The sequence below is a fragment of the Yoonia sp. SWMV100 genome (assembly GCF_056108365.1).
Map to the genome: position 1 here is coordinate 26,538 of NZ_JBWBAQ010000004.1, position 23,407 is coordinate 49,944.

A 23,407-nucleotide genomic window follows, 5' to 3' on the forward strand; every position below is an offset into this window, starting at 1 on the left:
AGGTTCATTGATATCCTGCAAAGAAACAAACATAGACTGATATACAATAGCAGAGCGTAAAGAGACCGTCATGACAAATGAATTAGCAGCACAAAAAAGCACAGCCGCGGCATGGTTCCGCACCCTGCGTGACGAGATCGTCGCGGCATTTGAAGCTGTAGAAGACCGCCAGAAATCTGACGCGCCCGCTGGCCGATTCGACGTAACCGAGACCCAGCGCGCATCAGACGACGGGTTGGATGCGGGGGGCGGGTTGATGTCGGTGATGCGCGGGGGGCGCGTTTTCGAAAAGGTGGGGGTGAATGTCTCGACGGTTTACGGCCAACTGGGCGAGGCCGCACAAAAAGCGATGGCGGCGCGCGGCGTTCCGGGCATGGATCAAGATCCACGGTTCTGGGCCTCGGGCATTTCGTTGGTCGCACATATGCAAAACCCGCATACGCCGGCGGTCCATATGAACACGCGAATGTTCTGGACGCCCCATGCATGGTGGTTTGGTGGTGGATCAGACCTGAACCCTTGCATCGAATATGCTGATGACACCGCACATTTTCACAGCGTGCAAAAAATGCATCTTGATCCGCATGGCACTGACCACTACCCGCGCCTCAAGGCTTGGGCGGATGAATATTTCTACGTCCCGCACCGCAACCGCGCCCGTGGCGTTGGCGGTATTTTTATGGATGACTACTGCACGGGCGATTGGGACGCTGATTTTGCACTGACCCAAGACATCGGACGCGCGTTTTTGCCGGCCTACGTGCCCTTGGTTGATAAACGGCGCGATAGCATGTGGACCGATGCCGACAAAGAGACGCAGCTGATCCACCGTGGGCTTTATGCCGAATATAACCTTGTTTATGACCGGGGCACCAAGTTCGGTCTTGCCACCGGCCATGACGCAAACGCGGTGCTGATGAGCCTGCCTCCGATGGCCAAATGGGTCTAACGGGAATCGACCCGGCGGCATTGCTGGCCTTTGCGGGTACGTCGATGCTGATCGAACTGACTCCGGGACCGAATATGGTTTATCTGGCGGTGGTTGCGGCGACCCAAGGGCGCAGGCTTGGCTATGCGGCTGTTGCTGGCGTGGCATTGGGTCTGGCGCTGATCGGCATTGCTGCGGCGCTGGGGCTTGCGGCAGTGATCAACGCGTCGCCCGTTCTTTATCAGGCGCTGCGCATTGGTGGTGTGATCTATATGCTGTGGTTGGCATGGGATGGCTGGCGCGGCGCGGATGAACCCGTCGGAAAGGTCGCAAGCGGCTTTTCTGCCGGGGTGTATTTCCGGCGCGGATTGGTGACAAATCTGTTAAACCCCAAAGCGGCGGTGTTTTACATCGCGATCCTGCCCAGCTTTGTGACGCCGGAGGCACCGGTGATGCCGCAAACGCTTGCGCTTTCGGCTGTTTTTGTGGTGGTCGCGACAGCGATTCACGCAGGGATTGTTGCGCTGGCAGGAACCGCCCAAGCGCTGCTGCAAGACGAACGACGCAGCCGGATTGCGCGGCGCGCACTGGCGCTGGCGCTTGTTATGGTTGCGCTGTGGTTTGGGTGGTCGACGGCGCTTCCGGTCGAATAAACTTTGCACCGCCGCCCATGCGACTTGTGGTTTCAGGTTGGGTGGGTTGCGGGGTATCGCCGTTTGCAACCTGACGCAGCATCATCCCGGCAAGTTCGGGTGAAATTTCGCCTTCGCTGGCATCGCTGAGCATCTTTGCAGCACGCTCTGGCGCGAAATGCACCATTGCGCGGGCCACGCGCATCGCGGTCAGGCCCGCGGGACGTTCTACCCCAATCGGCGCAGACAGTGCAGACCGCTCGACGGGCGTCGCGGGCACCAGCCAAAGCCAGGCAATGATCATCAACAGCAGCCCCAGCCATGCCGCACGCAAGCTGTGGAACACCACCCGCAGTGTCAGAGGCAGGCGCAGCCTAGCCACCGCGAACCGTGTCGATCATCAGTTGCACATTTGCCGGGTCCGCGTCAGGCGTAATGCCGTGCCCTAGGTTGAAGATATGCGGCCCTTTGCCAAACGCATCACAGATGGCGCGTGTTTCATCAACCAAGGCCTGACCGCCAGTCACCATATGGGACGATTTCAGATTTCCCTGCACGCAGCCGTCAGTTTGCACGTGCGCGGCGGCCCATGTGGCTTCGACCCCGTCATCCAGCGCGATGCAATCCGCGCCGGTGGCTGCATGCATCCCGGCATAGCGGTGGCCTGCACCGCGCGGAAACGCGATGACCGGGATGCCGGGGTGCTTTTCTTTCAGCGCCGCCGTGATCCGCTGCATTGGCCGCACCGAAAAATGGGTGAAATCGTCGCCTTCTAGCGATCCCGCCCAACTATCGAACAGTTTGACAACTTCGGCACCGGCATCGATCTGTTTCGACAGATAAGAAATTGTGCCTTCGGTGATCCGGTCGATGATACCTTCGAACACCGGGCGGTTTTCGGCCTTTAACGCATGTGCCGGTCCTTGGTCGGGCGTGCCTTGTCCGGCGATCATATAGGTGGCCACCGTCCATGGCGCCCCGGCGAAACCAATCAATGTGGTTTCTTTGGGCAGCTCTTGCGAGAGGATCTTCACCGTCTCGTAGACGGGGTTCAGCGTGTCATGAATCGCGTCAACGGGTTTAAGCTGCGCCAGCTCATCGGCGGTGGTGATGGTCGACAGGCGTGGACCTTCGCCAGTGACAAACCACAGGTCCGCACCCAAAGCCTGCGGGAGCAGCAAGATATCGGCGAACAGGATTGCCGCGTCAAACCCATAGCGCCGGATCGGTTGCAAAGTGACCTCGGCGGCCAGTTCGGGGTTATAGCACAGCGACAAAAAGTCGCCCGCTTGGGCGCGCGTCGCCTTGTATTCGGGCAGGTACCGCCCGGCTTGCCGCATCATCCAGATCGGTGGTGTCGCCAAAGTTTCGCCCGCCAGGGCCCGAAGGATGGTTTTTTGCTGCGTCATAGGGTCGTCCTTTTGATTGCAATGGTGGTCCCAATTGCATGGCTTGTTGTCAAGCGAGATCGGGGCGGATAACAAACGCTCATGACATTTCAAATGCCCTCCCCCGCTCAAACCTTTAAAATCGGAACCCGTGGTTCGCCACTTGCGCTTGCACAAGCGCATGAAACCCGCGACCGGCTGGCGGCGGCGTTTGATCTGCCTCAGGATGCCTTTGAGATTTGCGTGATCAAGGTGACCGGCGATCAAATCCTAGACAAACCCCTGCGCGAGATCGACGGCAAGGGGTTGTTTACCCGCGAGATCGAAGAGGCGTTGCTGGACGGCGGTATCGACATCGCGGTGCATTCGACCAAAGACATGCCGTTCGCCCAGCCGGGTGGACTGGTGATGGATACGTTTTTGCCGCGCGAAGACGTGCGCGATGCGTTTGTATCAATCAAATACCAAAGCCTCGATGACCTTCCCGATGGCGCGGTTGTTGGCACGTCTTCAACCCGACGCCGCGCGCAGCTTGCCGCGCGCTTCCCAAAGCTCAAAGTTGTTGAATTTCGCGGCAACGTTCAAACCCGCCTGAAAAAGCTGGCTGACGGCGTGGCCGATGCGACATTCCTTGCCACCGCTGGCTTGCGCCGTCTGGGCATGGACGACGTGCCATACACCCCGATTTCACCCGATGACATGCTGCCCGCCGTGGCGCAGGGCGCGATTGGCATTGAACGTCGCAATGATGATGCGCGGGCGCAGGCGATGCTTGCGGCGATTCACGATGTGCCAACTGGCCTGCGTATCGCGGCGGAACGTGCATTTTTGGGCCGCCTTGATGGATCGTGCGAAACGCCGATTGGTGCCTTGGCTGAAATTGACGGTGATCAGCTGCGCCTGCGCGGTGAAATCCTGCGCGAAGACGGGTCCAGCGTCCTGACAGATGACGTTACAGGCCCTGTGGCCAGCGGCCCCGACATGGGCAGCGCGATGGCGTTGCGGTTGCTGTCACGCGCGGGGCCCGACTTTTTTAATCGCTAGCTGTTGCGACGGTCGATCCAAAGCAGGCTTACGGCCCCCGACACGATCACCACCGCGCCCATGAACGCCACAATGTGATAGCCACCCAACCACGTGCCTATCGCAAAGATCACTGCGGCTAATCCTTCGGACACCAGCCGTTGCAGCGTGACCAACGACGCACCTGCCCCCGCGCGCGCGCCCAAAAGATCCTGCAAATATGTGATGCTAAGGCCGTACAGCAGCCCGCCGCCCACGGCCGCAGGCACGATCAGCAACCAGACCGCGCCATATGGCGCAAGCACCGGCAATAGCCCCAAGAACACAGCATAAAACACCGCGCCGATGGCAATAATATGCAGCCGACGGACGTAGCGCAGCAAGGGACTGACCGCGAACATCACTGCGACCTCTAGCGCGACAAAGCTGCCGAAAAACAGGCCAACGTCACCAGCACCGCGCCCGTTTGCTGCATCAAACACCAGCGCCAGCAGAACTCCCATCAGGGTCGATCCGGCATGGATCGCGCCCATCCAAAACAGCCGCCACACGATGTTGGACGCCAATACCTCTTGGACGGATTGCATAAATGTCAGGGTGGATTTTTCTTCGCCCCAAGGCGCATCAGCGTCGGCGGGCCATGCAAAATAGATCAGCGCGGACATGACCAACATGACCACCAAAACCGCGGGGTACAGCGTGACAAGCGGGACACCCGCATCAAACGCCCACCCCCACAGCGGCAGGACCATAATAAAAGGCACCGCAAACAGTGCCCGGATCGTCGCGGTCAGCGCGTCGCGGGTATCCGCAGGAAGATGCGTTGTATAAAGACGCATGACCGCAAACAGTTGCCCGAAAATGGTCCCACCCAGCGGAAAGATCAAAGTATGCGCGATCAAAAACGCAGACGTACTGCCCCAAAGCCAAACCAGCAACAGCGCCGCACAGGACGCCCCCATCGCGATCAACGCAAACAGGCGGCGCAACGGGTGCCGGTCTGTCAGAATACCAATGCCCACTGACGTGACGACAGAGACCAACAGCGTCGCCGTCATTTGTAGCGCGAACATCGGGTCGCTAAGGCCGAAGATGGTGATGCCCAGCAGTGACACATATGGCGCAAATGACGCGGCAAAAACACCGAACAGCAGTGCAAGAACGCTGATCAGCCGTAGCGTGCGATCATGCCAAAGCTGCATCATGCGCGGGGGATCACCTTGCCGGGATTCAGTATTCCTTTGGGGTCGAGTGCGGCCTTGATTGCGCGCATCGTATCCAGCGCGACCGGGTCTTTGCGGCGGCGCATGGTTTCCAGTTTGGAAATGCCCACGCCATGTTCGGCGCTAAACGATCCACCCAATTCCTGGACCACGTCTTCGACCGCTTCGACCATGGCGTCCTTTAGGGCCGGGTCGTTGCGGCTGGGGAATGTGGTGTGGTGGATGTTGCCATCGCCAAGGTGGGACACGATGACTTCGAAACAATCGGGGTCAAGCGCCTTGAGGCGCGGGGTGATCGCGGCCTCGAACGCGCTGACCTTGTCCAATGGAACGGCGACATCGGTATTCACGATGACCTCGCCGTGCACCATAACTTCGCCAGCGTCTTCACGACGGCGCCACATTTCGGCGCGCTGCGCGTCGTTTTGGGCGATAACGGCATCCAACAGGCGGCCATCCTCTAGCATTGCACCCAGCGTATCTTCCAACTGGGCGACAACCGGGATTTGCCCGTCTGGGCCGGGGATTGCATCGCGCGCAGCCGTCGCGCCAACTTCGATCAAAATATTGACGTCATAGCTGGTTTCAAACGGAGGCTTCGATCCGCTGATAATCGACAAATGGCGATCGATATAGTTACGCGGCATATATTCAAATGCTTCAACTGCACCGCCGGTACTGTCTTGCATCGTGTGCAACAGCGATAACGCGTCGTCTAATGACGGGACCGCGATCATGGCGGTGGCATAAGCGCCGGGTTTGGGTTTCAACTTCATCACGGCGGCGGTGATAATGCCCAGCGTACCTTCCGCGCCGATCATCAGGTGGCGCAGGTTCAGGCCGGAATTGTCTTTGTGCAGCGCGCTCATTAAATTCATGATGCGGCCATCGGCCATCACCACCTCTAGCCCCAGACATAAATCACGGGTGTTGCCGTAACGCACGACATTTGACCCGCCCGCATTTGTCGACAACACGCCGCCAATCATCGCGGACCCGCGCGCACCAAAGGTAAGTGGAAAGATCAGATCATGCGCATCAGCGGCTTTATGCAGATTTGACAGGATGACACCTGCACCCACCGTTGCCGTACGTCCCGCAGTGTCGATATCGTAAATGGTATTCAGCCGGTCCACCGACAACACCAAGGCGTCGGTCGCCAACGTTCCCCCGGTCAAACCCGTGTGGCCCGACACCGGAACGATGGGTGTGCCCGTCGCATAAGCGATTTTCATAATTTCGGCGATTTCGGCAGTTGATCCCGGGCGCAGCACAGCAAGCGGGGTGCCTTTGTATTGGCTGGTCCAGTCGGTGGCATAAGGGGCAGCATCGCGCCCCACCAGAATACGATCCGCACCAATAATCGCGGCAATATCGTCCAACATGCTCATTTTATATCCCCTGCATCAACTTGCAGAATTGCTAACGCTAATCGCAGAGCGGCGAAAGGTCTGGGGCTATAAAACTGTTGGGGTTGCCACCGGATTACCGTTGATGCCCCGTTTGATTGGTGGGGGCGATGTGTCTTACCATATTCAGCAATACGCAAAGACTGATCGTCACAGCGAGCGCGAGCCAGCCGTTTGTCACCAGTATCTTGAACAACACTAGCACCAGCGCCAAGCCCGACGCGATGCGCACGAAAACGAATAGCACGAGCCAAATGCCAAGAAACATCAGAGACCAGAGGTATACCATATCGAAAAATGAACCAAATCCCGTTGGTTCCAGCAGGACAGTCAGCGCCTCTGCGGGCCGTGAAGGCAAGTCATAGATACCTATCAAGCTGATCGCAAAAAGAACGAGCCCTGCGAATGAGCACGCAACATATGACATGTACCTCAATGGAATGGGAATACTCCTGAAATCTAATGGCCGAATTCAGCCTAGAGTTTAAACAATATCATAAGCGGAAAAATGCCCGTGATAACCCCTAAACAAGAAATACATTTAAAAATATAGTGTTAGCAACTGTTGTGGTCTGTATTGTTAACACTTTCGACACCAAAAGGTTCCATGGTTGTTCCGCGCCATGCATGGATTTTTTCCCGCCATGAGTGCGCCGCGAAGCCACCAAAGGGCGTGCCTTGCTTGCCAAAAATAACGCCCACCAACAACGCGACAACGAGTAAAACATCAAGCATTCTATTCCTAACCCAAACATAGGCCAATTTGCGGCCTGTCACATTTACAACTTTTCGGAGAGCTGTTTCTCAAATTATTCGCGCTGTGCATAGCTGTTCTTTAGTACAGTCAGATAAAAAGCACGGCGGCTTTGTGTAGCTGATTGATACAATGGGGTTTAATCCGGCAACGCGCCCGCGGGCGATCATGCAGCACAAAAAGGCGTTAAGGGGAATGTGGTGGTGGCGTGGGGGAGACTTGAACTCCCGACCTATCGATTATGAGTCGATCGCTCTAACCAACTGAGCTACCGCGCCTAACCACGAACGTCCGATTAAGCAAAGGTGCGGGGGGTGTCAAACCGATTCTGTGCCCAAAGGGGGGTTTTAACCAATCCATTTTTTGGTTTCGTAAATCGGGCGTGACATTCCGGCATGTTTTCCGCAAAAATCATCCCAACGAAAAGGGACTGATATGACCGGATTTCTTACGACGCATGTGCTCGACACGGCCAGCGGTTTGCCTGCTGCGGGTATGACTGTTGACCTTTACCGGCTGGTTGGCGCGCGGCGCGACCATCTGGTGACAATGGTCACCAACGCTGACGGCCGCACCGACAGCCCCATTCTACCGGCCGATGCCTTTGCCACCGGTAAGTATGAACTGGTGTTTCAGGCAGGTGCCTATTTCAACAGGACCGAAGATATCAGCTTTTTGGATGATATCCCGATCCGGTTCGGTATAAATGATCCGGCATCGCACTATCATGTGCCACTGCTTGTCTCGCCGTTCAGTTTCGCGACCTACCGCGGCAGTTAGCGGTGGAACGTCCAGCGTGATGTCTGTGCATATGGCGCGTCAGGCGTGACGGTGATGGATGGGAAACCGCTGTGGTTGGGCGCATCGGGCCAGCACTGTGGCTCGATCGCAAGCCCCTTGTAGGCCGTGCGCCCGTCATAGACCTGAATGCCGGGTTCTGTGGTGGCAATCGTCATCGACACGCCTGTTGCCCCTGTCAGCGTCAGCACGTCGCGCAGTGCCACGCGGGTGTCTGACAGACAAAAGTTGTGATCCAAAGCCGGCGCGCCCGGCGCAAATTGGCGGCCAGCGCGGAAATCCATATCGGTGCCGGCAACATCCAGAACATCGCCGGTGGGCGACGTGGCGTCGTTGATCGGCAAATATCTGTCGGCTGCGATCTTCAAGGTGTGCCCGTCCCAGCTTTCGGTCCCGTCCATGTTCCAGTAGCTGTGATTGGCAAAGTTCATCAGCGTTTTGGTGTCGGTGGTTCCGGTGACCGTCAGGGTCAAACTGGCGGGGGCGGTGACGGTGAAGGTGGCCGTAACCTTGCGCGCCCCCGGCAGGCCGCAATCACCATCCGCCAGATCAAGCGCGAGTGTGACGCTGCTGTCGGTCTGTGTGACAACCTGCCAGACCCGTGTGTGGGTGCCATCGCTGCCCGAATGCAGGTGGCTTTGACCATTCTCGTTGCGCTCTAATTCGTACATCATCCCGTCCAGACGCACGCGCGCGTTGCTGATCCGGTTGGCGATGGGACCAACGATTGCGCCATAATACCCCATCTGTGCTTCGTAGTCAGACAGGTCTTGTGACCCTTCGGTCAGCCCGTAGCCGATACCATTCAGCCGGACGTCTTGCAAAATCGCCCCACGTGTAAGGATGCTGACGGTCAAATCGCCCGCGCCAATAGTGACCTTTTCAATATTGTCGCCGTTCTTTGTTGTGCCGAAGGCTGTCATAGCGTGATCCTGATGTCTGTCCGCTGGCGCGGATATTTTGAGTATTTCGGACAAAGCGAGGGTTAGATGATCACCCGGTGTTCTGCCTGCCCCGTGATATCGGTGGCGACCTGAAAGGTGCGCCCGTTACTGTCATTTTCAGGCAATCCTGTTGCGGCGGAGGTGCAGAACAGTGTTGTGCGATCCGGACCACCAAATGCGGGGCAGGTGGTTTGGGGGGCGGGGAATTCATATGCCTTGATGAAGTCGCCTGCTGGCGTATAACCCGCCACGCGCCCTTGGCCCCATTGCGCATTCCAGAAATTGCCGTGAATATCGACGATTGCGCCATCCGGGTGGTCGCCGGATTTCGCCATGTCGATGTAGACCTCTGGTGTTCCTGACGGCCAGCCGTGGTCATCCAAGTAAACGCGCATGATCAAGGCCTTGGGCGTATCTGTGAAGTATGCAGTTTTGCCGTCCGGCGCAAAGCAGATCGCGTTGCTGATCGTGATTGGCGCGAACAATTGGCGCAGCTCGCCTTTGTAATAGCGGTAAATCGCGCCTGCGTCCTTTTCGGCATTGATACCCATTGTCCCGATCCAGAACCCGCCTTGCGGATCGGCGCGTCCGTCATTTGAACGGGTGACGTTATTGTCAGCATCGAGCGCGCAGATTTCGCTGTGATCGCTAGTGGCAATGTCAAACCGGTGCAGTGCCTTCGCAGAGGCGACGATCAATGTATCCTGATCGACCCAGCCTGCCGCGCTGACGTAGGTGTCAAACTGCCAGTGACGCCCTTTTGTGTGCAAGCGGTGTCCAAGAATATCAAACCAAAACAGCTGGTTGCGTGTCGGGTGCCAAAGCGGGCCTTCGCCTAATTGGCAGGGGGTGGCATCAAAGATCATGTTTGGCCTCTTCAAACGCCGCAACAATATCGCGGGCGCGGGTACTGATGTCGGCGATGCGCATGCCGGGCGTATAAAGCGCGGACCCGATCCCAAACCCATCCGCAGAGGCGTCCAGCCACAGTTTGAAATTCTCAACCCCCGCGCCCCCCACAGCATAGACCTGTGTGCCTTGGGGCAGAACGGCGCGGATGGCTTTGATGCCTGCGGGACCAATCAAGTTGGCCGGAAAAATCTTGAGCCCATCGGCACCGGCCTTCAGGGCGGCGAAACATTCGGTTGGCGTCATCACACCCGGCCAGCTTTGCATCCCGGCCGTTTTGGTGGCGACAATCACCCGTTGGTCGCAATTGGGTGACACGATCAACTGACCGCCCGCATGTTTGACGCGGCCCACATCATCGGGGGTCAGCACGGTGCCCGCGCCAATCAGCGCGTCCTTGTCATGCGCGTCAGCCATCGCTTTGATGCTGTCGAAAGGGTCGGGCGAATTGAGCGGCACTTCGATCTGGGTGATGCCCGCATCAATCAGCGCGGCCGCTGCGGCCGCCGCGTCGGCAGGGGTGATCCCGCGCAAAATAGCGATCAGAGGACGGTGCATGAGGATTATCCTTTAAGTTTGCGATACGCGGCGGTGAGGCCGGTAAGGGTGATGGCGCTGCCGTTGACCTGTGTGGCGGGTGCGGATTGCGCAGCCAGCGCATCGACGTAAAGCTTTGACAACCCGCCTGCGCCGATCACCGCGATCTGCTGCCCCAGCCAGTATGCTTTGGTTGCGGCCAGTTCGGCGCCGATCAGCAGCCCGGACAGGCGCGCCCGCGCGGCCGCAGGGGGCAGCCCGTTCAACAGCCCCTCTGCTCGCAGCGAAAACAGCCGTGACGCCAGTTTTTCGGGGCGCGATAAGCCATCGGATACAGCGGCATGAAACGCGTCACCATCCCACCCGTCCCCTGCCACCGAATGGCGCAGCACGGTGTGTTTGGCGATCGTGTCGAACAGTTCGCCCGTCATACAGGTTTGGAAACTGACAATTTCATCGGCGCTGACATGGACCCATTTGGTATGGGTGCCGGGCAGGCAGATCACACCGTCCCAGTTTTTGTTCTGTGCGAGAAACCCGGCGATCTGCGTTTCCTCGCCGCGCATGACATCGGCAGGTTGGGCTTGGCTGATACCGGGAATGATATGTACCGTCAGGTCCGGGTTTTGGACGCTGGGGCGCACGAAACCGTCGGGCATAGCGGGGCAGGGGACGGTGGCATAGGGGGCCTCGATCCAGCCTTGGCGCGCGCCGACCATCCCGCAGGCGACAATCGTGGTGGGGCCGTGGATCCAGTTACCGATTACGTCCATCAATGCCGGCTCGAATGTGTCGGGGGTCAGTTTGCCCATGCCTTGATCCGACCCGGCTTCGGCCAAGACGGTCCCGGACGCAGACATCGCCCAAGCCCGCATATTGCTGGTGCCCCAATCGACGGCAACCCAGTCTGCTTTGATTGTTTTTGTCATCCGGTTGCCACCACACCTGCATCAATGATCATCGTTTGCGCTGTCATCATCGCCGACGCAGATGACGCGAGAAACAGCGTGCCGCCAACCATGTCTTGCGGTTGAATAAAGTCTTTCAGGCATTGTTTTTCGCGAAAGGCGGCCTTGGCTTCGGGGGTTGCCCATAGCGTTTCCTGTTTTTGTGTGAACACCCAACCGGGCGCGATGCAGTTCACCCGAATACCTTGCGGCCCCCACGCCCGAGCCAGAGAATGGGTCATGCCCATGATCCCCGCGTTGGCGGTCGTATAAGGGACCAAATCAGCCGATCCGATCATATAGGAAATCGAGGTGTAGTTGATCATAGACCCTTTGGGGGCCATCAAACCGGCTGCTTTTTGGCAGGCAAAGAAATAGGCCTTCAGGTTGATGGCCTGCATGTCGTCCCAAATCCCCGGGGTGACATCGGCGGGTTCATAGCGCTGGTCGTTCGCGGCGTTGTTGACGACCGCCTTGAACGGGCCATGAGCTGCGGCCGCTCGGTCCATCGCGGCGTGCAGTGCGTCCGTGTCGGTCACATCGCAGGGAATAAACAACGGGCGATTGCCGTAAGCCACTTCCATCGCGTCTACAAATGCAGAGGCGTCAGAGCGGCCGACAAAGGCGACCTTTGCGCCTTGCGCCAAAAAACCTTCGGTCAGGGCGGCGCCAATGCCATTGCCGCCGCCGGTAATAAACACCGAGGCATCGTTCAGGTCGTGATAGGTTGCGATCAATTTCCCCCCTTGGCCGCCTATATATCAGGTAGCCATCGCCGGACTTTATAGCGGCACGACGATTGATAAATCACCACGTCCGAAGAATAAAGCGCGACTTGCTGCGGATTTACCGCTTGCCGTAGTAAAACCCGACCACATGTTCAGCCTGCGCAAAGAAAAGCCAGCGCAGGGTCAGAACGCCTGCAATATGGCAGATCACGGCAAGCAGGGCCGTGATGTGTGTGATCCCCACCAGCAGCAGTGCGATGGGCGCCGCAAACCCCAGTAATAGCGCAATGATGCGCAGATTGCGCGCATGTTTGCGACCGACCACATGGATGAATTCGCGCATCAGATAATTGGTGCCGGTATGGGGCGGCTCAAACGCGCGGACCTTGCCGATATGTCCCAATCCGGTGGCGCTGGCCATGTCTGTGCCAGATCGTGTCAACCGGGTGTCGCCGGTGATCCATGCCACGACCTGCACCGCCCCAGCGACCATCAGCATCACCCATGCGATGGTCACCTTGCCTGCAAGCAGCGCGCCGCCGCCAAGCGCAAGCGCAAGGAAAAGCGCGGGCGTGGTCCAATGCCGCCAGCGCGGAACCGTCTTAAGCTGGGCATAGATCATCGATGTCGTGAAAACGGTTGCCAGCGATCCAACCGCGCCCAGCCAGCCAAGCGGCCACCACGACGTTTTCAAAAATACCAATCCCGCCCCGTAGGCTGCCATAATCAACAGGGTTGCCACGGCGGCGATGCCTTCGCGGCTGAGCCAACTGGTTTTCCATTGGCTGAACGCCTTGATGGCGCGTTCCGGCCGCCCAAGATGAAAGGTCGACGCCAAAAGCCCGCCAACCGCCGCCAGATAGGCGATCGCAAAAAAGACAAACCCGACCCAACCCATAGGCGGGGTCGGGTCCACGCCCAGCCAGAATAGCAGCCCAAAACCAAGACCTGAAAACGTGGTGAAAAAAATGACTGACGGCGCTGGATGCATTAGCGGGCACCCCCGGGTAGCGCCGAAAGCGCCCTGTCCAGCCATGCGACAAAGCCATTGCCATCTTGGGCGATGGGGTCAAGAAACGGCGCCAGAATGTCGATGTCGGGCGCTGCGTCTTTGGGGCGCGGGGGCAGGTATTTGTTCACGGGCTTGGCCCCTTGTTCGGGCATCAAATCAAATCCGCCCCGGTCCGCGACCAATTGGCTGACTGCACTGTCAGGATCACCCAGATCACCAAAATGGCGCGCACCCGAAGGGCAGGTCCGCACGCAGGCCGGTTGTCGGTCTTCCTCGGGGAGGTTTTCGTTATAAATGCGGTCCACGCACAGCGTGCATTTCTTCATCACGCCCGCCGCCGCGTCCAATTCGCGCGCACCATAAGGGCAGGCCCACGCACACAGGCTGCACCCGATGCAGTCTGCTTCGTTCACCAAAACAATCCCGTCCTCGACCCGCTTATAGCTTGCGCCGGTGGGGCAGACGGTCACGCAGGGCGCGTCGTCGCAATGCAGGCAGGATTTGGGGAAATGGATCAGTTGCGCCGCGCCGTCTTCGGGCTGCACTTCGTAGGAATGGACCCGGTTGAGGAATGTACCGGACGGATCGCCGCCATAAGCGTCCTGATCAGACAACGGTGCGCCGTAGTTTTCGGTGTTCCAACCCTTGCAGGAAATCACGCAGGCATGGCAGCCGACGCATGTGTCCAAATCAATCACAAGACCCAGTTTTTTGACGGTGCTTTCGGGTAATTGGGTCATTGGCCGACCTTCCAATGCAGTGTTTTCGGCGCGGGTGGAACCGGGGACTTTATCGCGGGCATCACAGGCTGCGCCTCGTTCGGGACTCCGGATTTTTCGATCTTCACCCGCAGGTCAAACCACGCGGCCTGTCCGGTGATCGGGTCGGAATTGGCCCAGCGCAGCCCGTCGCCTTTGGGCGGCAGCAATTCGTGGATCAGATGATTAAGCAAGAAACCCTTGGTGGCTTCGGGCGCGTCATTGTCCAGCGCCCATGCGCCCTTGCGTTTGCCAATCGCGTTCCACGTCCAGACGGTATTTTCATTCAGTGATGCCTGATGCGCGACAGGCACAGTGATCGACCCGTGGCCGGATGTCACGCGCGCCCAATCACCGTCTTGAAATCCGTATGCATTCCAGATTTTTGTGGGCACATACAGCGGGTTATGGCCGTGGATCTGCCGCAGCCACGCGTTCTGGCCACCCCATGAATGGTAGATTGCCATCGGACGCTGGGTCAGCGCGTGGATCGGATATTCGACCGGATCGCTATAGCCATCCTCTAACGGTGGGTACCAGATCGGCAGCGGGTCCATGGTTAGCTTGATCTGCCCGCGCAGATGATCTGGTGGCTGTCGGATACCTTTGCCTTCGGCGGCGATTTGAAACTTGCGCATCGGTTCAACATACAGCTGAAAGATATAGGGTTGCACCACATCATAGCAGCCGATGTCCACAGCCCAATTTTGGTAGTCCATGCTAAAAGGTTTATAATAGGCGGCGTTTTCCGGCACGTGACTGACCCAGAAACCGCCATTGTCGATATAGTTCTGGATCTGGTCAGGATTGACACCGCCGCGCCCATCCCCGCCCGCGCGAAATCCCGCCAGCGGGCCAATGCCGGGGCGGCGGATATGGTTGGTGATGTAGTCGGCGTAGTCGTTGTATTTTGCGCTGCCGTCCGCGTTCACAAATCCGGGCAGGTTCAACCGCGCGCCCAGATCACACAGCACCGATTGAAATCCGCGCACATTGCGATCCGGTTCGACCACGGGCCAGCGGATCGCGTCGGCAATGCCGTCGGCCTCACAAATCGGGCGGTCAAGGATGCTGATGCAGTCGTGGCGTTCCAGATAGGTAGTGTCGGGCAGGATGAGGTCGGCATAGGCCACCATTTCGGACGAATAGGCATCGGAATAAATGATATGCGGGATGACATAGTCGCCGTTGTCATCGGTATCGGTCAGCATGGTGTGCACGCCGCCGACGTTCATCGACGAATTCCACGCCATATTCGCCATATACATGAACAGCGTGTCGATCTTGTACGGGTCTCCGGCGTGGGCGTTGGAAATCACCATGTGCATCAACCCGTGCGCCGACATCGGGTTTTCCCAACTAAAGGCTTTGTCGATCCGCACCGGGTTATTCGCGCTGTCGATACACAGATCCTCTGGCCCCTGCACATAACCCAGATGCGGACCATCAAGCGGCTGTCCGGGCGTAACCTTGCAATGCGGTTTCGGGTGGGCTGTCGCGGGTTTGGGGTAGGGCGGTTTGAACCGCATGCCGCCCGGCGTTTCAACCGTGCCAAGAATGATTTGCAATACATGCAGCGCACGGCAGGTCTGGAACCCGTTCGAATGCGCACTGATGCCGCGCATGGCGTGGAAACTGACGGGCCGCCCGATCATTTTGGTGTGTTTTACGCCGCGAAAATCGGTCCATGCGCGGTCCAGACTAATCGCCTCGTCAAAGGCGACGCGCGCCAGTTCGGCGGCAATCGCGCGGATACGGGTCGCAGAGATACCGCAGCGGGCTTCGACCGCTTCGGGCGCGTAAGACGGATCAAGATAACGGTCCGCCATCAGGTGAAACACCGGGCGGTGGGTGACCCCCTTGGCGCGGTGCGTGGCGGACAAATCAGGTTCGACACCTTGGCCGTTCCATGGGGCCAGCTTGCCTGTGCGCCGGTCGATCACCTGCGGTTGGCCGTCATTGTCGCGCAAAAACAGCCCGTATTGGTCGGATTTCGGGTCTTGGTTGACCAAAACAGATGCATTTGTGAAACGCGCCAGATAGTCCAGATCGACCTTTCCGGCCTTCATCAGACAGTGGACCAGCGCAAGAATGAACAGCCCGTCGGTCCCCGGCGTAATCCCCACCCAATCGTCCGCCACCGCGTTATAGCCGGTGCGGATCGGGTTCACGCCGATGATGCGCGCGCCCCGCGCTTTGATTTTGCCAATGCCCATTTTGATAGGGTTGCTGTCATGGTCTTCGGCGACACCAAACAGCATGAACAGCTTGGTGTGGTCCCAATCCGGCTGGCCAAATTCCCAAAATGCGCCGCCCATGGTGTAAATGCCCGCAGCGGCCATATTCACGGAACAAAACCCGCCGTGGGCCGCGTAGTTCGGGGTGCCGTACCCTTGGGCCCAAAAGCTGGTAAAGCTTTGCGACTGATCGCGCCCTGTGAAAAACGCCAGCTTTTCCGGCGCGATATCGCGGATCGGCTTTAGCCAGCCGACCGCCATATCAAGCGCCTCTTCCCAGCTGATTTCGACGAATTCACCGGACCCGCGCGGCCCGACCCGTTTGAGCGGCGCGCGCAACCGCGATGGCGCGTTGTGTTGCATAATACCGGCTGACCCTTTGGCGCATAGCACGCCCTTGTTCACCGGATGATCCTTGTTGCCCTCGATATAGGCGACCTTGCCACCCTTCATGTGTACATTGATTCCGCAGCGGCAGGCGCACATATAGCAGGTCGTTTTGCGTACCTCGTCCGACACATGCGGCGATGTATCAACTGTGGGTTGATCCTTGGGCATCGGTCCTTATTTCCCCATCAACGCCCGCGCGTCGCGGGCGATTTGTTTTTCTTCGTCAGCGGCGATGACATGCACGGGCAGGTCGCCAAAGCAGGCCAGATGCGCCATGATTTTATTCCGCACAGGGGCCGCATTTTCACCAATCCCGCCGGTAAAGGCGACAGCGTCAACACCGCCCATCGCCACGATGGCCGAACCCGCCTGCCGTGCAGCCCAGTAACAAAAGTGATCCACCGCAAACGTTGCGGCATCATCATCGCGCGCCAGCAGGTTTTTCATGTTGTTATCACCGGCCAGACCTTTCAGCCCGCTTTCTTTGTTCAATAGCTGGTCCGCACCCTCCAGCCCCTGATCCGCCGCGATCCGCAGCACCGCCGCCCCGTCGATGTCGCCACAGCGGGTGCCCATGACCAAACCGGACATCGGGGAGTATCCCATCGAACTGGCGATGGATTTCCCGTCCTTGATCGCGCACAGGCTTGCGCCATTACCAAGGTGCAGCGCCAAAAGCCGTGCGGGCAGGGCGGCACCAAATTCTGTGACCATGTTGGCATAAGATGACCCGTGAAAGCCATAGCGTTGGATGCCTTGCGCGAATTGCGCGTCGGGAATGGCATAGCGCACGGCGACGTCTGGGTTGGTGGCGTGAAATGCCGTATCGAAACTGACAAATTGCGGGATATGCGGGTGGCTTTTGGCTAAGGCCGTGATGCCCCGCAAGTTGACAGGATTGTGCAGCGGAGCCAGCGGAATGCACGCACGAACGGCGGCGATCACCTCGGATGTGACACGCGCCGGGGCTACAAAATATGTGCCGCCATGTACAACGCGGTGTGCAAAAGCTGTAATATCCGTGTTTTTATGACCCGCGCGATCCAGCGCCGCAAGCATTTCTATCAACGCGGTCGCGTGATCCGGACAGGCAACTGGCGCTTTTTGTCCATCCAGTGTCAGGATGCTTTTTGCGCCAATGTTTTCTATCTTACCCGTAGCAATCCGGGTCAGGCCATCTTTGAACAAGCTGACCTTGAGCGATGATGACCCTGCGTTGACTACCAAAATCATCGGGCTGCCGCCACAATAGCCCCCAGCGCCGCCGAACAAATGCGCGCGGGCGCCTGCTGGCTGCGCGAGGTCAGCAGGACCGGCACCTTCAGGCCCATCAGCAGCCCGCCCGCGCAGCATCCCATGCCCAACACCATCAGTTTAAACAGCGCATTACCCGATGTGATGTTGGGGACCAGCATGATGTCGGCATCACCCGCCACATCCGACGCGTAATTCTTGGCTTCGGCAGCGGCTTTGCTGAAAATAAGGTCAAGCGCCATCGGACCTTGGACCGTCGCCTGTGGCAGGGCGTCCTTGGCCCATGCCGCGATCGCGGCGGCCTCCATGGTGTTGGGAATCGACGGAATCGGGTCTTCTGTCGGCGATAAAATTCCCGCCTTTGGATGGGGGTTGCCCAAAAGTTGGGCAAGCCATACGGCATGTGACAGGCACGCTTTGCGTGTGTCCAGATCGGGGTCCACGTTCAGGGCGGCATCGGTCAGAAATAGCGGGCGCTCTGATCCTTCGCGTGTGATGTGGAAAACATGGCCACAGCGTGTGCCTTTTTCACGCAAGCCCGCCGCCGAGGGAAGCAACCCTTTCAGAAACGTCGATGTATGCACTTGGCCTTTCATGATGCTGTCCACCGCACCGTCACGCGCCAACGCTGCAGCGCGCGGCGCCGCCTCGGCGTGGGGTGCGTGTTCAATACGGTACGGGCGAATATCCCACCCGATCTGATCGGCGGTTTGACGGATTTTGTCGGTGTCACCGATCAAAACAGGGTCGGCAAGCCCAAGGTCTGTCGCCTCGCGGATGCCTTGTAGCGGATTGACAGAACCCGCGTTAACCAACGCAACCTTGGGTGCGGGCAAGGCTTGCGCGCGCGCCAGCAACCCCGCAGGGCAAGGTGCTGCGTGAGCGGCAAGAAAAGGGAAGGGGTGTGTCATGGGAAGGCGGCCTTTCATGTCATCCATGCCCGAAGTAGGCCCATTGCCGACAAGATCAGCAAGAGAAAAACAGCAAATTTCCGAAAGCTTTGCGGCGATGCCGCCAGAAAATGGCGTCCACCCAGCCAGACGCCGATACCCAAAATAGGAAATGCCATCGCGGCGGCTATGGCTGTATCAGACGTGACCAACCCGCCGTGCCACATCCACGGCAGTGTGATCAGGTCCAGCCCGGTCAGGAACACGATCATGGTCGCGCGAAACTGCGGCGGCGCGATAGGTTGCGCCGACAAGAACGCGGCAACAGGCAACCCGCCCACCCCCGCCGCGTTGCACATGCCCGACAAAACCCCGACGCAGGTATGACCAAATGCCGTCAGCGATTTTTTGAACTGCCATCCCGTCAGCAAGGCAACCGACATCACCAGGATGACCGCAGAAATGGTCAGCCGCACAGGCGTTTCCCCTGCCGTGACGATCAGCCCGACCGCGAAGGGGCCTTTTCATGGCGTCACGGCGCAAAGGTTCACCCAACCGTTGGTTCAAGGGGACCGCGATCACCGTGGTGGTGTGCGTCATCTGATTATGCATCGCGTTCCTTAGCGGGGATGTGACTGCGTTCATTGTCTTGGCCTGCACATCATTCAGGCCACACGCCCGCGCAATCCCGGCACAGCCATCATGCGCAGGGCCCAAAACGCGATGCCTGCGGTCGGGGAAATATCTGAAACCGGCATCATGGCCGATCCGATCATGCTAAAATCATGTTTGATGCCGCGCATTTGCCGGGTTTTGACAATCGCTTCTTGCGCGGGCATTTTCATGAAAAATAGTCCTTTGATGGCTGGATCGATCAAAAACGGGCGCAGCGGGATCCAGTTTACTAGCATGACATTACGAACGGGACAGGTCGAGATACAGGGCCAGTTTGATGCGCTGTTTACGGCCAAGAAACGCCATTTATCGCGTAGTGCAAAGCCTGCCTAAAAGGATGTCACAGCGCGCCCGATCAGTGCCATGCCCGGTGCGATTTGTGAGGCGCTAATCGACGAATAAGCCAAGCGCAGGAAGTTTTTTGGTGGGCTTTGCGCCGCAAAGAACGGGGCGCCCGGCTCGATCAGGACACCGTCCGCCCTTAGCTGATGTGCAAGAATGGTTGTGTCGATGCGTTCGGGCGCACGCAGCCAAACCGATGATCCGCCGTAGGTGCCATGCCCCGCAACGGTCAACCCGCAGTCGATCAACGCCGCGTCCAGTATCTGTCGGCGTTCATGGTATGCCTTGGCCATACGACGGATCAGCGCGTCATAATGGCCCAGCGACAGGTAGTAACTGACCGTGCGTTGAATGTGACCGGGCGGGTGGCGCAGGACGGTGGCGCGCAGGGCGCGTGCTTCACGAATAAATGGCGCTGGGCCGACCAGATACCCCAACCGCAAGCCCGGGAATAATGATTTGGAAAAAGACCCCACATAGACCACCCGCCCGTTCTGATCGAGCGATTTGAGCGATGGCGATGGCGACTTGAGAAACGACATTTCGAATTCATAGTCGTCTTCTACGATAATAAAATCATCTTCCTCGGCCTTGCGCAGCAGGGCTTTGCGGCGATTGACAGACATGGTCGATGTCGTCGGACATTGATGGCTGGGGGTCGTGAACGCCACATCGATCCCTTGCGGTAAGGCGTCAGGTGGCAATCCGTCAGCATCAACCGGAACGGCGGTGTATTGGCAGCGCGAGTGCGCAAGAATATTGCGCAGTGCGGGGTAACAGGGATCTTCGATTGCGGCCATACGGCGACTGTTCAGAAGAGCTTGGGCGGCCAGCCACAGCGCATTCTGAGCGCCCATGGTCACCAGAATTTCGTCATCATTCGCCAAAATGCCTCGGCGCGGTAGTGTCTGACGGGCAATAAATTCGATCAGTTGCGGATCGTCACGGTCGTAATAATCCGATGTCAGCGCGCCAAAATCACGCCTCCCAAGGGCGCGCAGCGCGCACAGACGCCAATTGGCGCTGTCAAACAGCGTCTTGTCAGCCTGCCCATAGATGAACGAATACCGATAGCTGGCCCAGTCCGCGGGTTTATTCACGCTCAGGTCCGGCGTAAACCGCTGCCCGATCGCACGGTTCCAATCGACGGTCCCAGTTTGAACACGTTGTGCAGGAAACGCAGGCGGTTCGGGCGCATTATCGGACACGAAATACCCGGATCGTCCGCGCGAGGTCACATAGTCATCAGCGACAAGCTCTGTATAGGCAAGCGTCACCGTGATGCGGCTGACCCCAAGATGCGCGGCCATTTTACGCGACGACGGCAGGCGTTCGCCCGGTCGAAATCGCCCCGCCAAAATACCCTGCGCGACCATTTGTTGGACGCGCGCTTGCAGCGTCCCTTCGGCAGAGGGATCAAGGAAAAACGTATCAACAGCGATCGACATGATTTGGCCCTAAGTTTCGGCCAATCTGGACCTATCGGCGGCGCGGGGCAAGGGGCAGCAACATCGCCGCTGCCCCTGTGACGATCATCCCAAAACGCGGGTGATTGCCTGATCTACAGCCCCAGTGATGTGGTCGATGTCGTCCTTGGTGGCAATCAGTGCGGGGGCGAATAATAAAGTGTTGTTCATGCCGGGCAGTGACCGGTTCGTACCGCCGATGATGACGCCCTGCGCCATGCAATCGGCCAAAATCGCTGCCAACTGTTTTTCGTCAACCGGTTCTTTGGTGGCGCGGTCAACGACCAGTTCTGCACCACAAAACAACCCCATCCCGCGCACATCACCGATCCACTTGTGTTTATCCATCAACGCAAAAAGATTGTTTTTGAGGTGATCACCGACAGCGGCAGAGTTGGCTAAAAGGCTTTCTTCCTCAATAATGTGCATATTCTCGATCGCGGCGGCGGGTCCGCCTGTACAGCCACCAAATGTCGATATGTCGCGGAAATAGCTCATTTTATCGGTGTCGTCTTTGAACTGTTCAAAGACCGCATTCGTGGTGACGCAGCATGAAATCGCGGCATAGCCGGACGCGACGCCCTTGGCCATTGTGACAATGTCAGGCTGTACACCAAATTGCTGATACCCGAACCATGTTCCGGTGCGTCCCAGACCGCAGACCACCTCGTCGATATGCAGCAAAATGTTGTATTTCTTGCAAATCTCTTGGACGCGTTCCCAATAACCTGCGGGCGGAACGATGATACCTCCGCCTGCTGTGATCGGCTCGAGGCACAGTGCGCCGACAGTATCGGGGCCTTCGCGCAGGATCACATCTTCGATCGCTTGGGCGGCTGCCAGACCGTAGGCTTCGCCTGTCAGGCCGTTGTCGGCACGGTATTCAAGACAATGCGGGACGCGGACAAAGCCTGGCGCAAAGGGGCCGTATTGCGCGTTACGCTCGTCCTGCCCCCCGGCCGACAAAGCGCCGATTGTGGTGCCGTGATAGTCGCGGTCGCGGTAAAGGATTTTGTATTTCTTACCGCCGTGATGCTTGTGGCTGATTTGGCGCACCATTTTGAACGCCTTTTCATTCGCCTCGGAGCCGGAGTTGGCATAATATACGCGATCAAGACCGGGCATCTTTGCGATCAGCATTTCAGCGAATTGGGCGCCGGGTATGGTCCCTGCCGAACCGCCAAAGAAACACATCTTGGTCACGGCATCGGCAATGGCTTGTCCGATCCGCGCCCGCCCGTAGCCCACGTTGACGGTCCAGACACCGCCAGAAACGGCATCGACATGCTCTTTGCCTTTGATATCCCACACCCGCAGGCCTTTCCCTTCGACGATGATGCGCGGGTCGATCGTTTCATAGGGTTTGTGCTGGCTGAGGTGGTGCCAGATGTGGGCGCGGTCCGCCTCGATCACATGGCCGGGATCATTCGAAAAGCTGGCGGTGTCCATCTAGGTGGCTCCATCTGTGTAAGAAAAAAAGGGTAGCGCGAATCCTATTCGCGGCTGCCTTACTCTGGTTCAGTTTGCCTATAGACGTTGCAATCTCAATAGGTCCAGTTTGCGCAGATGCGTATATCCAATATTTCTAATGAGCTGTCCCCGATCTTCGGTTCCATTTCTAACTTTGATTGACCGATTGCGCCGGGTTTGCCTGATTTTGGGCATCGACCCGACGGTGTACACAGCCGCGGCACGTTCGCGACAGCCGCGTTGAAACAGGCACGGTGACACGCTGAAACGCGAGGGATTGGAACAATTACCGAAATACGATCACCTTAAATAAAACAGTGGCGGGCGTTGCTATCACCCGACAGTGCCGCAATTTTACGCAGCAATCTGCGAGATGATCGAGAGAAACGACATCCAGCATTGAAATGTGCCGGCGCGGGACGGCGATGACGACCACGTGGATCGGGCGACCGCTGGCACCCGCGACGGTATACATCCCACCGGCCCCGTTGTCATTCCGCGACCTTTGCAACATTGGCGTGGCGCGATATTTGTGGCGGTCGGTGCGCCATATCGTACCGCCGCGTGAATTTTGCACGTTCAACGAACGAAACGGGACGCTTGCCGCACGCATATTTTCCGTTCAACGGTTTTTCGGCACGCTGCGTTTTACGTCGGGTTTCAATCCAGAACGCCGCCTTTAAATTGCCCCAA

At 58.2% G+C, this 23,407-nt stretch carries 25 protein-coding genes and 1 tRNA gene; 5 read left to right on the plus strand and 21 right to left on the minus strand.

What is annotated here, in order from left to right:
- Positions 1 to 70: 70 nt before the first annotated feature.
- Both hemF and ACXJGX_RS09160 read left to right on the plus strand, forming a co-directional pair.
- The gene (hemF, locus tag ACXJGX_RS09155; protein ID WP_474780858.1) at positions 71 to 949 is read left to right on the plus strand and encodes an oxygen-dependent coproporphyrinogen oxidase; all 879 of its coding nucleotides are present in this window, start codon (positions 71 to 73) and stop codon (positions 947 to 949) included.
- The gene (locus ACXJGX_RS09160) at positions 940 to 1,581 is read left to right on the plus strand and encodes a LysE family translocator (protein WP_474780860.1); all 642 of its coding nucleotides are present in this window, start codon (positions 940 to 942) and stop codon (positions 1,579 to 1,581) included. Before hemF ends, ACXJGX_RS09160 begins: the two co-directional genes overlap by 10 nt.
- Here ACXJGX_RS09160 and ACXJGX_RS09165 read toward each other — a convergent pair.
- Both ACXJGX_RS09165 and hemE read right to left on the minus strand, forming a co-directional pair.
- Positions 1,532 to 1,942, minus strand: a complete 411-nt coding sequence (locus ACXJGX_RS09165) for a hypothetical protein (protein ID WP_474780862.1) — start codon at positions 1,940 to 1,942, stop codon at positions 1,532 to 1,534. The genes ACXJGX_RS09160 and ACXJGX_RS09165 overlap by 50 nt on opposite strands.
- On the minus strand, positions 1,935 to 2,969 hold the full coding sequence (hemE, locus tag ACXJGX_RS09170) for a uroporphyrinogen decarboxylase (RefSeq protein WP_474780864.1): 1,035 nt from the start codon (positions 2,967 to 2,969) through the stop codon (positions 1,935 to 1,937). Before hemE ends, ACXJGX_RS09165 begins: the two co-directional genes overlap by 8 nt.
- 81 nt (positions 2,970 to 3,050) lie before the next feature.
- On the opposite strand from hemE, the gene hemC reads away from it, so the two are divergent.
- A complete protein-coding gene (hemC, locus tag ACXJGX_RS09175; protein WP_474780866.1) occupies positions 3,051 to 3,992 on the plus strand; it encodes a hydroxymethylbilane synthase in 942 nt (313 codons plus the stop codon).
- Here the strand turns inward: hemC and ACXJGX_RS09180 are convergent.
- From ACXJGX_RS09180 to ACXJGX_RS09200, 5 genes are all read right to left on the minus strand, one after another.
- Positions 3,989 to 5,176: an MFS transporter gene (locus ACXJGX_RS09180; RefSeq protein WP_474780868.1), complete on the minus strand. Its 1,188-nt coding sequence runs from the start codon at positions 5,174 to 5,176 to the stop codon at positions 3,989 to 3,991. The two genes, hemC and ACXJGX_RS09180, sit on opposite strands and share 4 nt — an antisense overlap.
- Positions 5,173 to 6,585: an FAD-binding oxidoreductase gene (locus tag ACXJGX_RS09185; protein ID WP_474780870.1), complete on the minus strand. Its 1,413-nt coding sequence runs from the start codon at positions 6,583 to 6,585 to the stop codon at positions 5,173 to 5,175. The genes ACXJGX_RS09180 and ACXJGX_RS09185 overlap by 4 nt, the downstream gene beginning before the upstream one ends.
- Before the next feature lie 94 nt (positions 6,586 to 6,679).
- Complete coding sequence (locus tag ACXJGX_RS09190) at positions 6,680 to 6,961, minus strand: hypothetical protein (protein ID WP_474780872.1); 282 nt, start codon at positions 6,959 to 6,961, stop codon at positions 6,680 to 6,682.
- Positions 6,962 to 7,158: 197 nt separating this feature from the next.
- Complete coding sequence (locus tag ACXJGX_RS09195) at positions 7,159 to 7,338, minus strand: hypothetical protein (protein ID WP_474780874.1); 180 nt, start codon at positions 7,336 to 7,338, stop codon at positions 7,159 to 7,161.
- Between the two features lie 220 nt (positions 7,339 to 7,558).
- Positions 7,559 to 7,635 (minus strand) — tRNA-Met (locus tag ACXJGX_RS09200).
- A 157-nt stretch (positions 7,636 to 7,792) separates the two neighbouring features.
- Between ACXJGX_RS09200 and uraH the strand changes: the two genes are divergently transcribed.
- Positions 7,793 to 8,137 (plus strand): hydroxyisourate hydrolase, encoded by a 345-nt coding sequence (uraH, locus tag ACXJGX_RS09205; RefSeq protein WP_474780876.1) that lies wholly within the window; start codon positions 7,793 to 7,795, stop codon positions 8,135 to 8,137.
- On the opposite strand, the gene ACXJGX_RS09210 is transcribed toward uraH, so the two are convergent.
- The 14 genes from ACXJGX_RS09210 to ACXJGX_RS09275 form a co-directional block, all read right to left on the minus strand.
- Positions 8,134 to 9,078 carry an aldose epimerase family protein gene (locus ACXJGX_RS09210; protein WP_474780878.1) on the minus strand — a complete coding sequence of 315 codons (945 nt, stop codon included), beginning with the start codon at positions 9,076 to 9,078 and terminating at the stop codon, positions 8,134 to 8,136. The two genes, uraH and ACXJGX_RS09210, sit on opposite strands and share 4 nt — an antisense overlap.
- Positions 9,079 to 9,140: 62 nt before the next feature.
- A complete protein-coding gene (locus tag ACXJGX_RS09215; protein ID WP_474780880.1) occupies positions 9,141 to 9,965 on the minus strand; it encodes an SMP-30/gluconolactonase/LRE family protein in 825 nt (274 codons plus the stop codon).
- Positions 9,955 to 10,566 carry a 2-dehydro-3-deoxy-6-phosphogalactonate aldolase gene (locus ACXJGX_RS09220; RefSeq protein WP_474780882.1) on the minus strand — a complete coding sequence of 204 codons (612 nt, stop codon included), beginning with the start codon at positions 10,564 to 10,566 and terminating at the stop codon, positions 9,955 to 9,957. The genes ACXJGX_RS09215 and ACXJGX_RS09220 overlap by 11 nt, the downstream gene beginning before the upstream one ends.
- A 5-nt stretch (positions 10,567 to 10,571) precedes the next feature.
- A complete protein-coding gene (locus ACXJGX_RS09225; protein WP_474780884.1) occupies positions 10,572 to 11,474 on the minus strand; it encodes a 2-dehydro-3-deoxygalactonokinase in 903 nt (300 codons plus the stop codon).
- Entirely contained in the window at positions 11,471 to 12,229 is a 759-nt protein-coding gene (locus tag ACXJGX_RS09230; protein ID WP_474780886.1) for an SDR family NAD(P)-dependent oxidoreductase, read from the minus strand. The genes ACXJGX_RS09225 and ACXJGX_RS09230 overlap by 4 nt, the downstream gene beginning before the upstream one ends.
- Positions 12,230 to 12,338: 109 nt before the next feature.
- On the minus strand, positions 12,339 to 13,211 hold the full coding sequence (locus ACXJGX_RS09235; protein ID WP_474780888.1) for a dimethyl sulfoxide reductase anchor subunit family protein: 873 nt from the start codon (positions 13,209 to 13,211) through the stop codon (positions 12,339 to 12,341).
- A complete protein-coding gene (locus tag ACXJGX_RS09240) occupies positions 13,211 to 13,972 on the minus strand; it encodes a 4Fe-4S dicluster domain-containing protein (RefSeq protein ID WP_474780890.1) in 762 nt (253 codons plus the stop codon). Before ACXJGX_RS09240 ends, ACXJGX_RS09235 begins: the two co-directional genes overlap by 1 nt.
- The gene (locus ACXJGX_RS09245) at positions 13,969 to 16,785 is read right to left on the minus strand and encodes a molybdopterin oxidoreductase family protein (RefSeq protein ID WP_474780892.1); all 2,817 of its coding nucleotides are present in this window, start codon (positions 16,783 to 16,785) and stop codon (positions 13,969 to 13,971) included. Before ACXJGX_RS09245 ends, ACXJGX_RS09240 begins: the two co-directional genes overlap by 4 nt.
- A 6-nt stretch (positions 16,786 to 16,791) precedes the next feature.
- Positions 16,792 to 17,850, minus strand: coding sequence for an acetate/propionate family kinase (locus tag ACXJGX_RS09250; protein WP_474780894.1), 1,059 nt, complete (start codon positions 17,848 to 17,850; stop codon positions 16,792 to 16,794).
- The gene (locus tag ACXJGX_RS09255; RefSeq protein WP_474780896.1) at positions 17,847 to 18,782 is read right to left on the minus strand and encodes a phosphate acyltransferase; all 936 of its coding nucleotides are present in this window, start codon (positions 18,780 to 18,782) and stop codon (positions 17,847 to 17,849) included. The genes ACXJGX_RS09250 and ACXJGX_RS09255 overlap by 4 nt, the downstream gene beginning before the upstream one ends.
- A 14-nt stretch (positions 18,783 to 18,796) precedes the next feature.
- Complete coding sequence (locus ACXJGX_RS09260) at positions 18,797 to 19,237, minus strand: hypothetical protein (protein WP_474780898.1); 441 nt, start codon at positions 19,235 to 19,237, stop codon at positions 18,797 to 18,799.
- A 189-nt stretch (positions 19,238 to 19,426) separates the two neighbouring features.
- Positions 19,427 to 19,606 carry a hypothetical protein gene (locus ACXJGX_RS09265; protein ID WP_474780900.1) on the minus strand — a complete coding sequence of 60 codons (180 nt, stop codon included), beginning with the start codon at positions 19,604 to 19,606 and terminating at the stop codon, positions 19,427 to 19,429.
- A 159-nt stretch (positions 19,607 to 19,765) separates the two neighbouring features.
- Positions 19,766 to 21,226: a MocR-like pyridoxine biosynthesis transcription factor PdxR gene (pdxR, locus tag ACXJGX_RS09270; RefSeq protein ID WP_474780902.1), complete on the minus strand. Its 1,461-nt coding sequence runs from the start codon at positions 21,224 to 21,226 to the stop codon at positions 19,766 to 19,768.
- A gap of 84 nt (positions 21,227 to 21,310) precedes the next feature.
- Positions 21,311 to 22,693, minus strand: a complete 1,383-nt coding sequence (locus ACXJGX_RS09275) for an aminotransferase family protein (protein ID WP_474780904.1) — start codon at positions 22,691 to 22,693, stop codon at positions 21,311 to 21,313.
- Between the two features lie 446 nt (positions 22,694 to 23,139).
- Between ACXJGX_RS09275 and ACXJGX_RS09280 the strand changes: the two genes are divergently transcribed.
- Entirely contained in the window at positions 23,140 to 23,397 is a 258-nt protein-coding gene (locus ACXJGX_RS09280; protein WP_474780906.1) for a hypothetical protein, read from the plus strand.
- Positions 23,398 to 23,407: the final 10 nt, after the last annotated feature.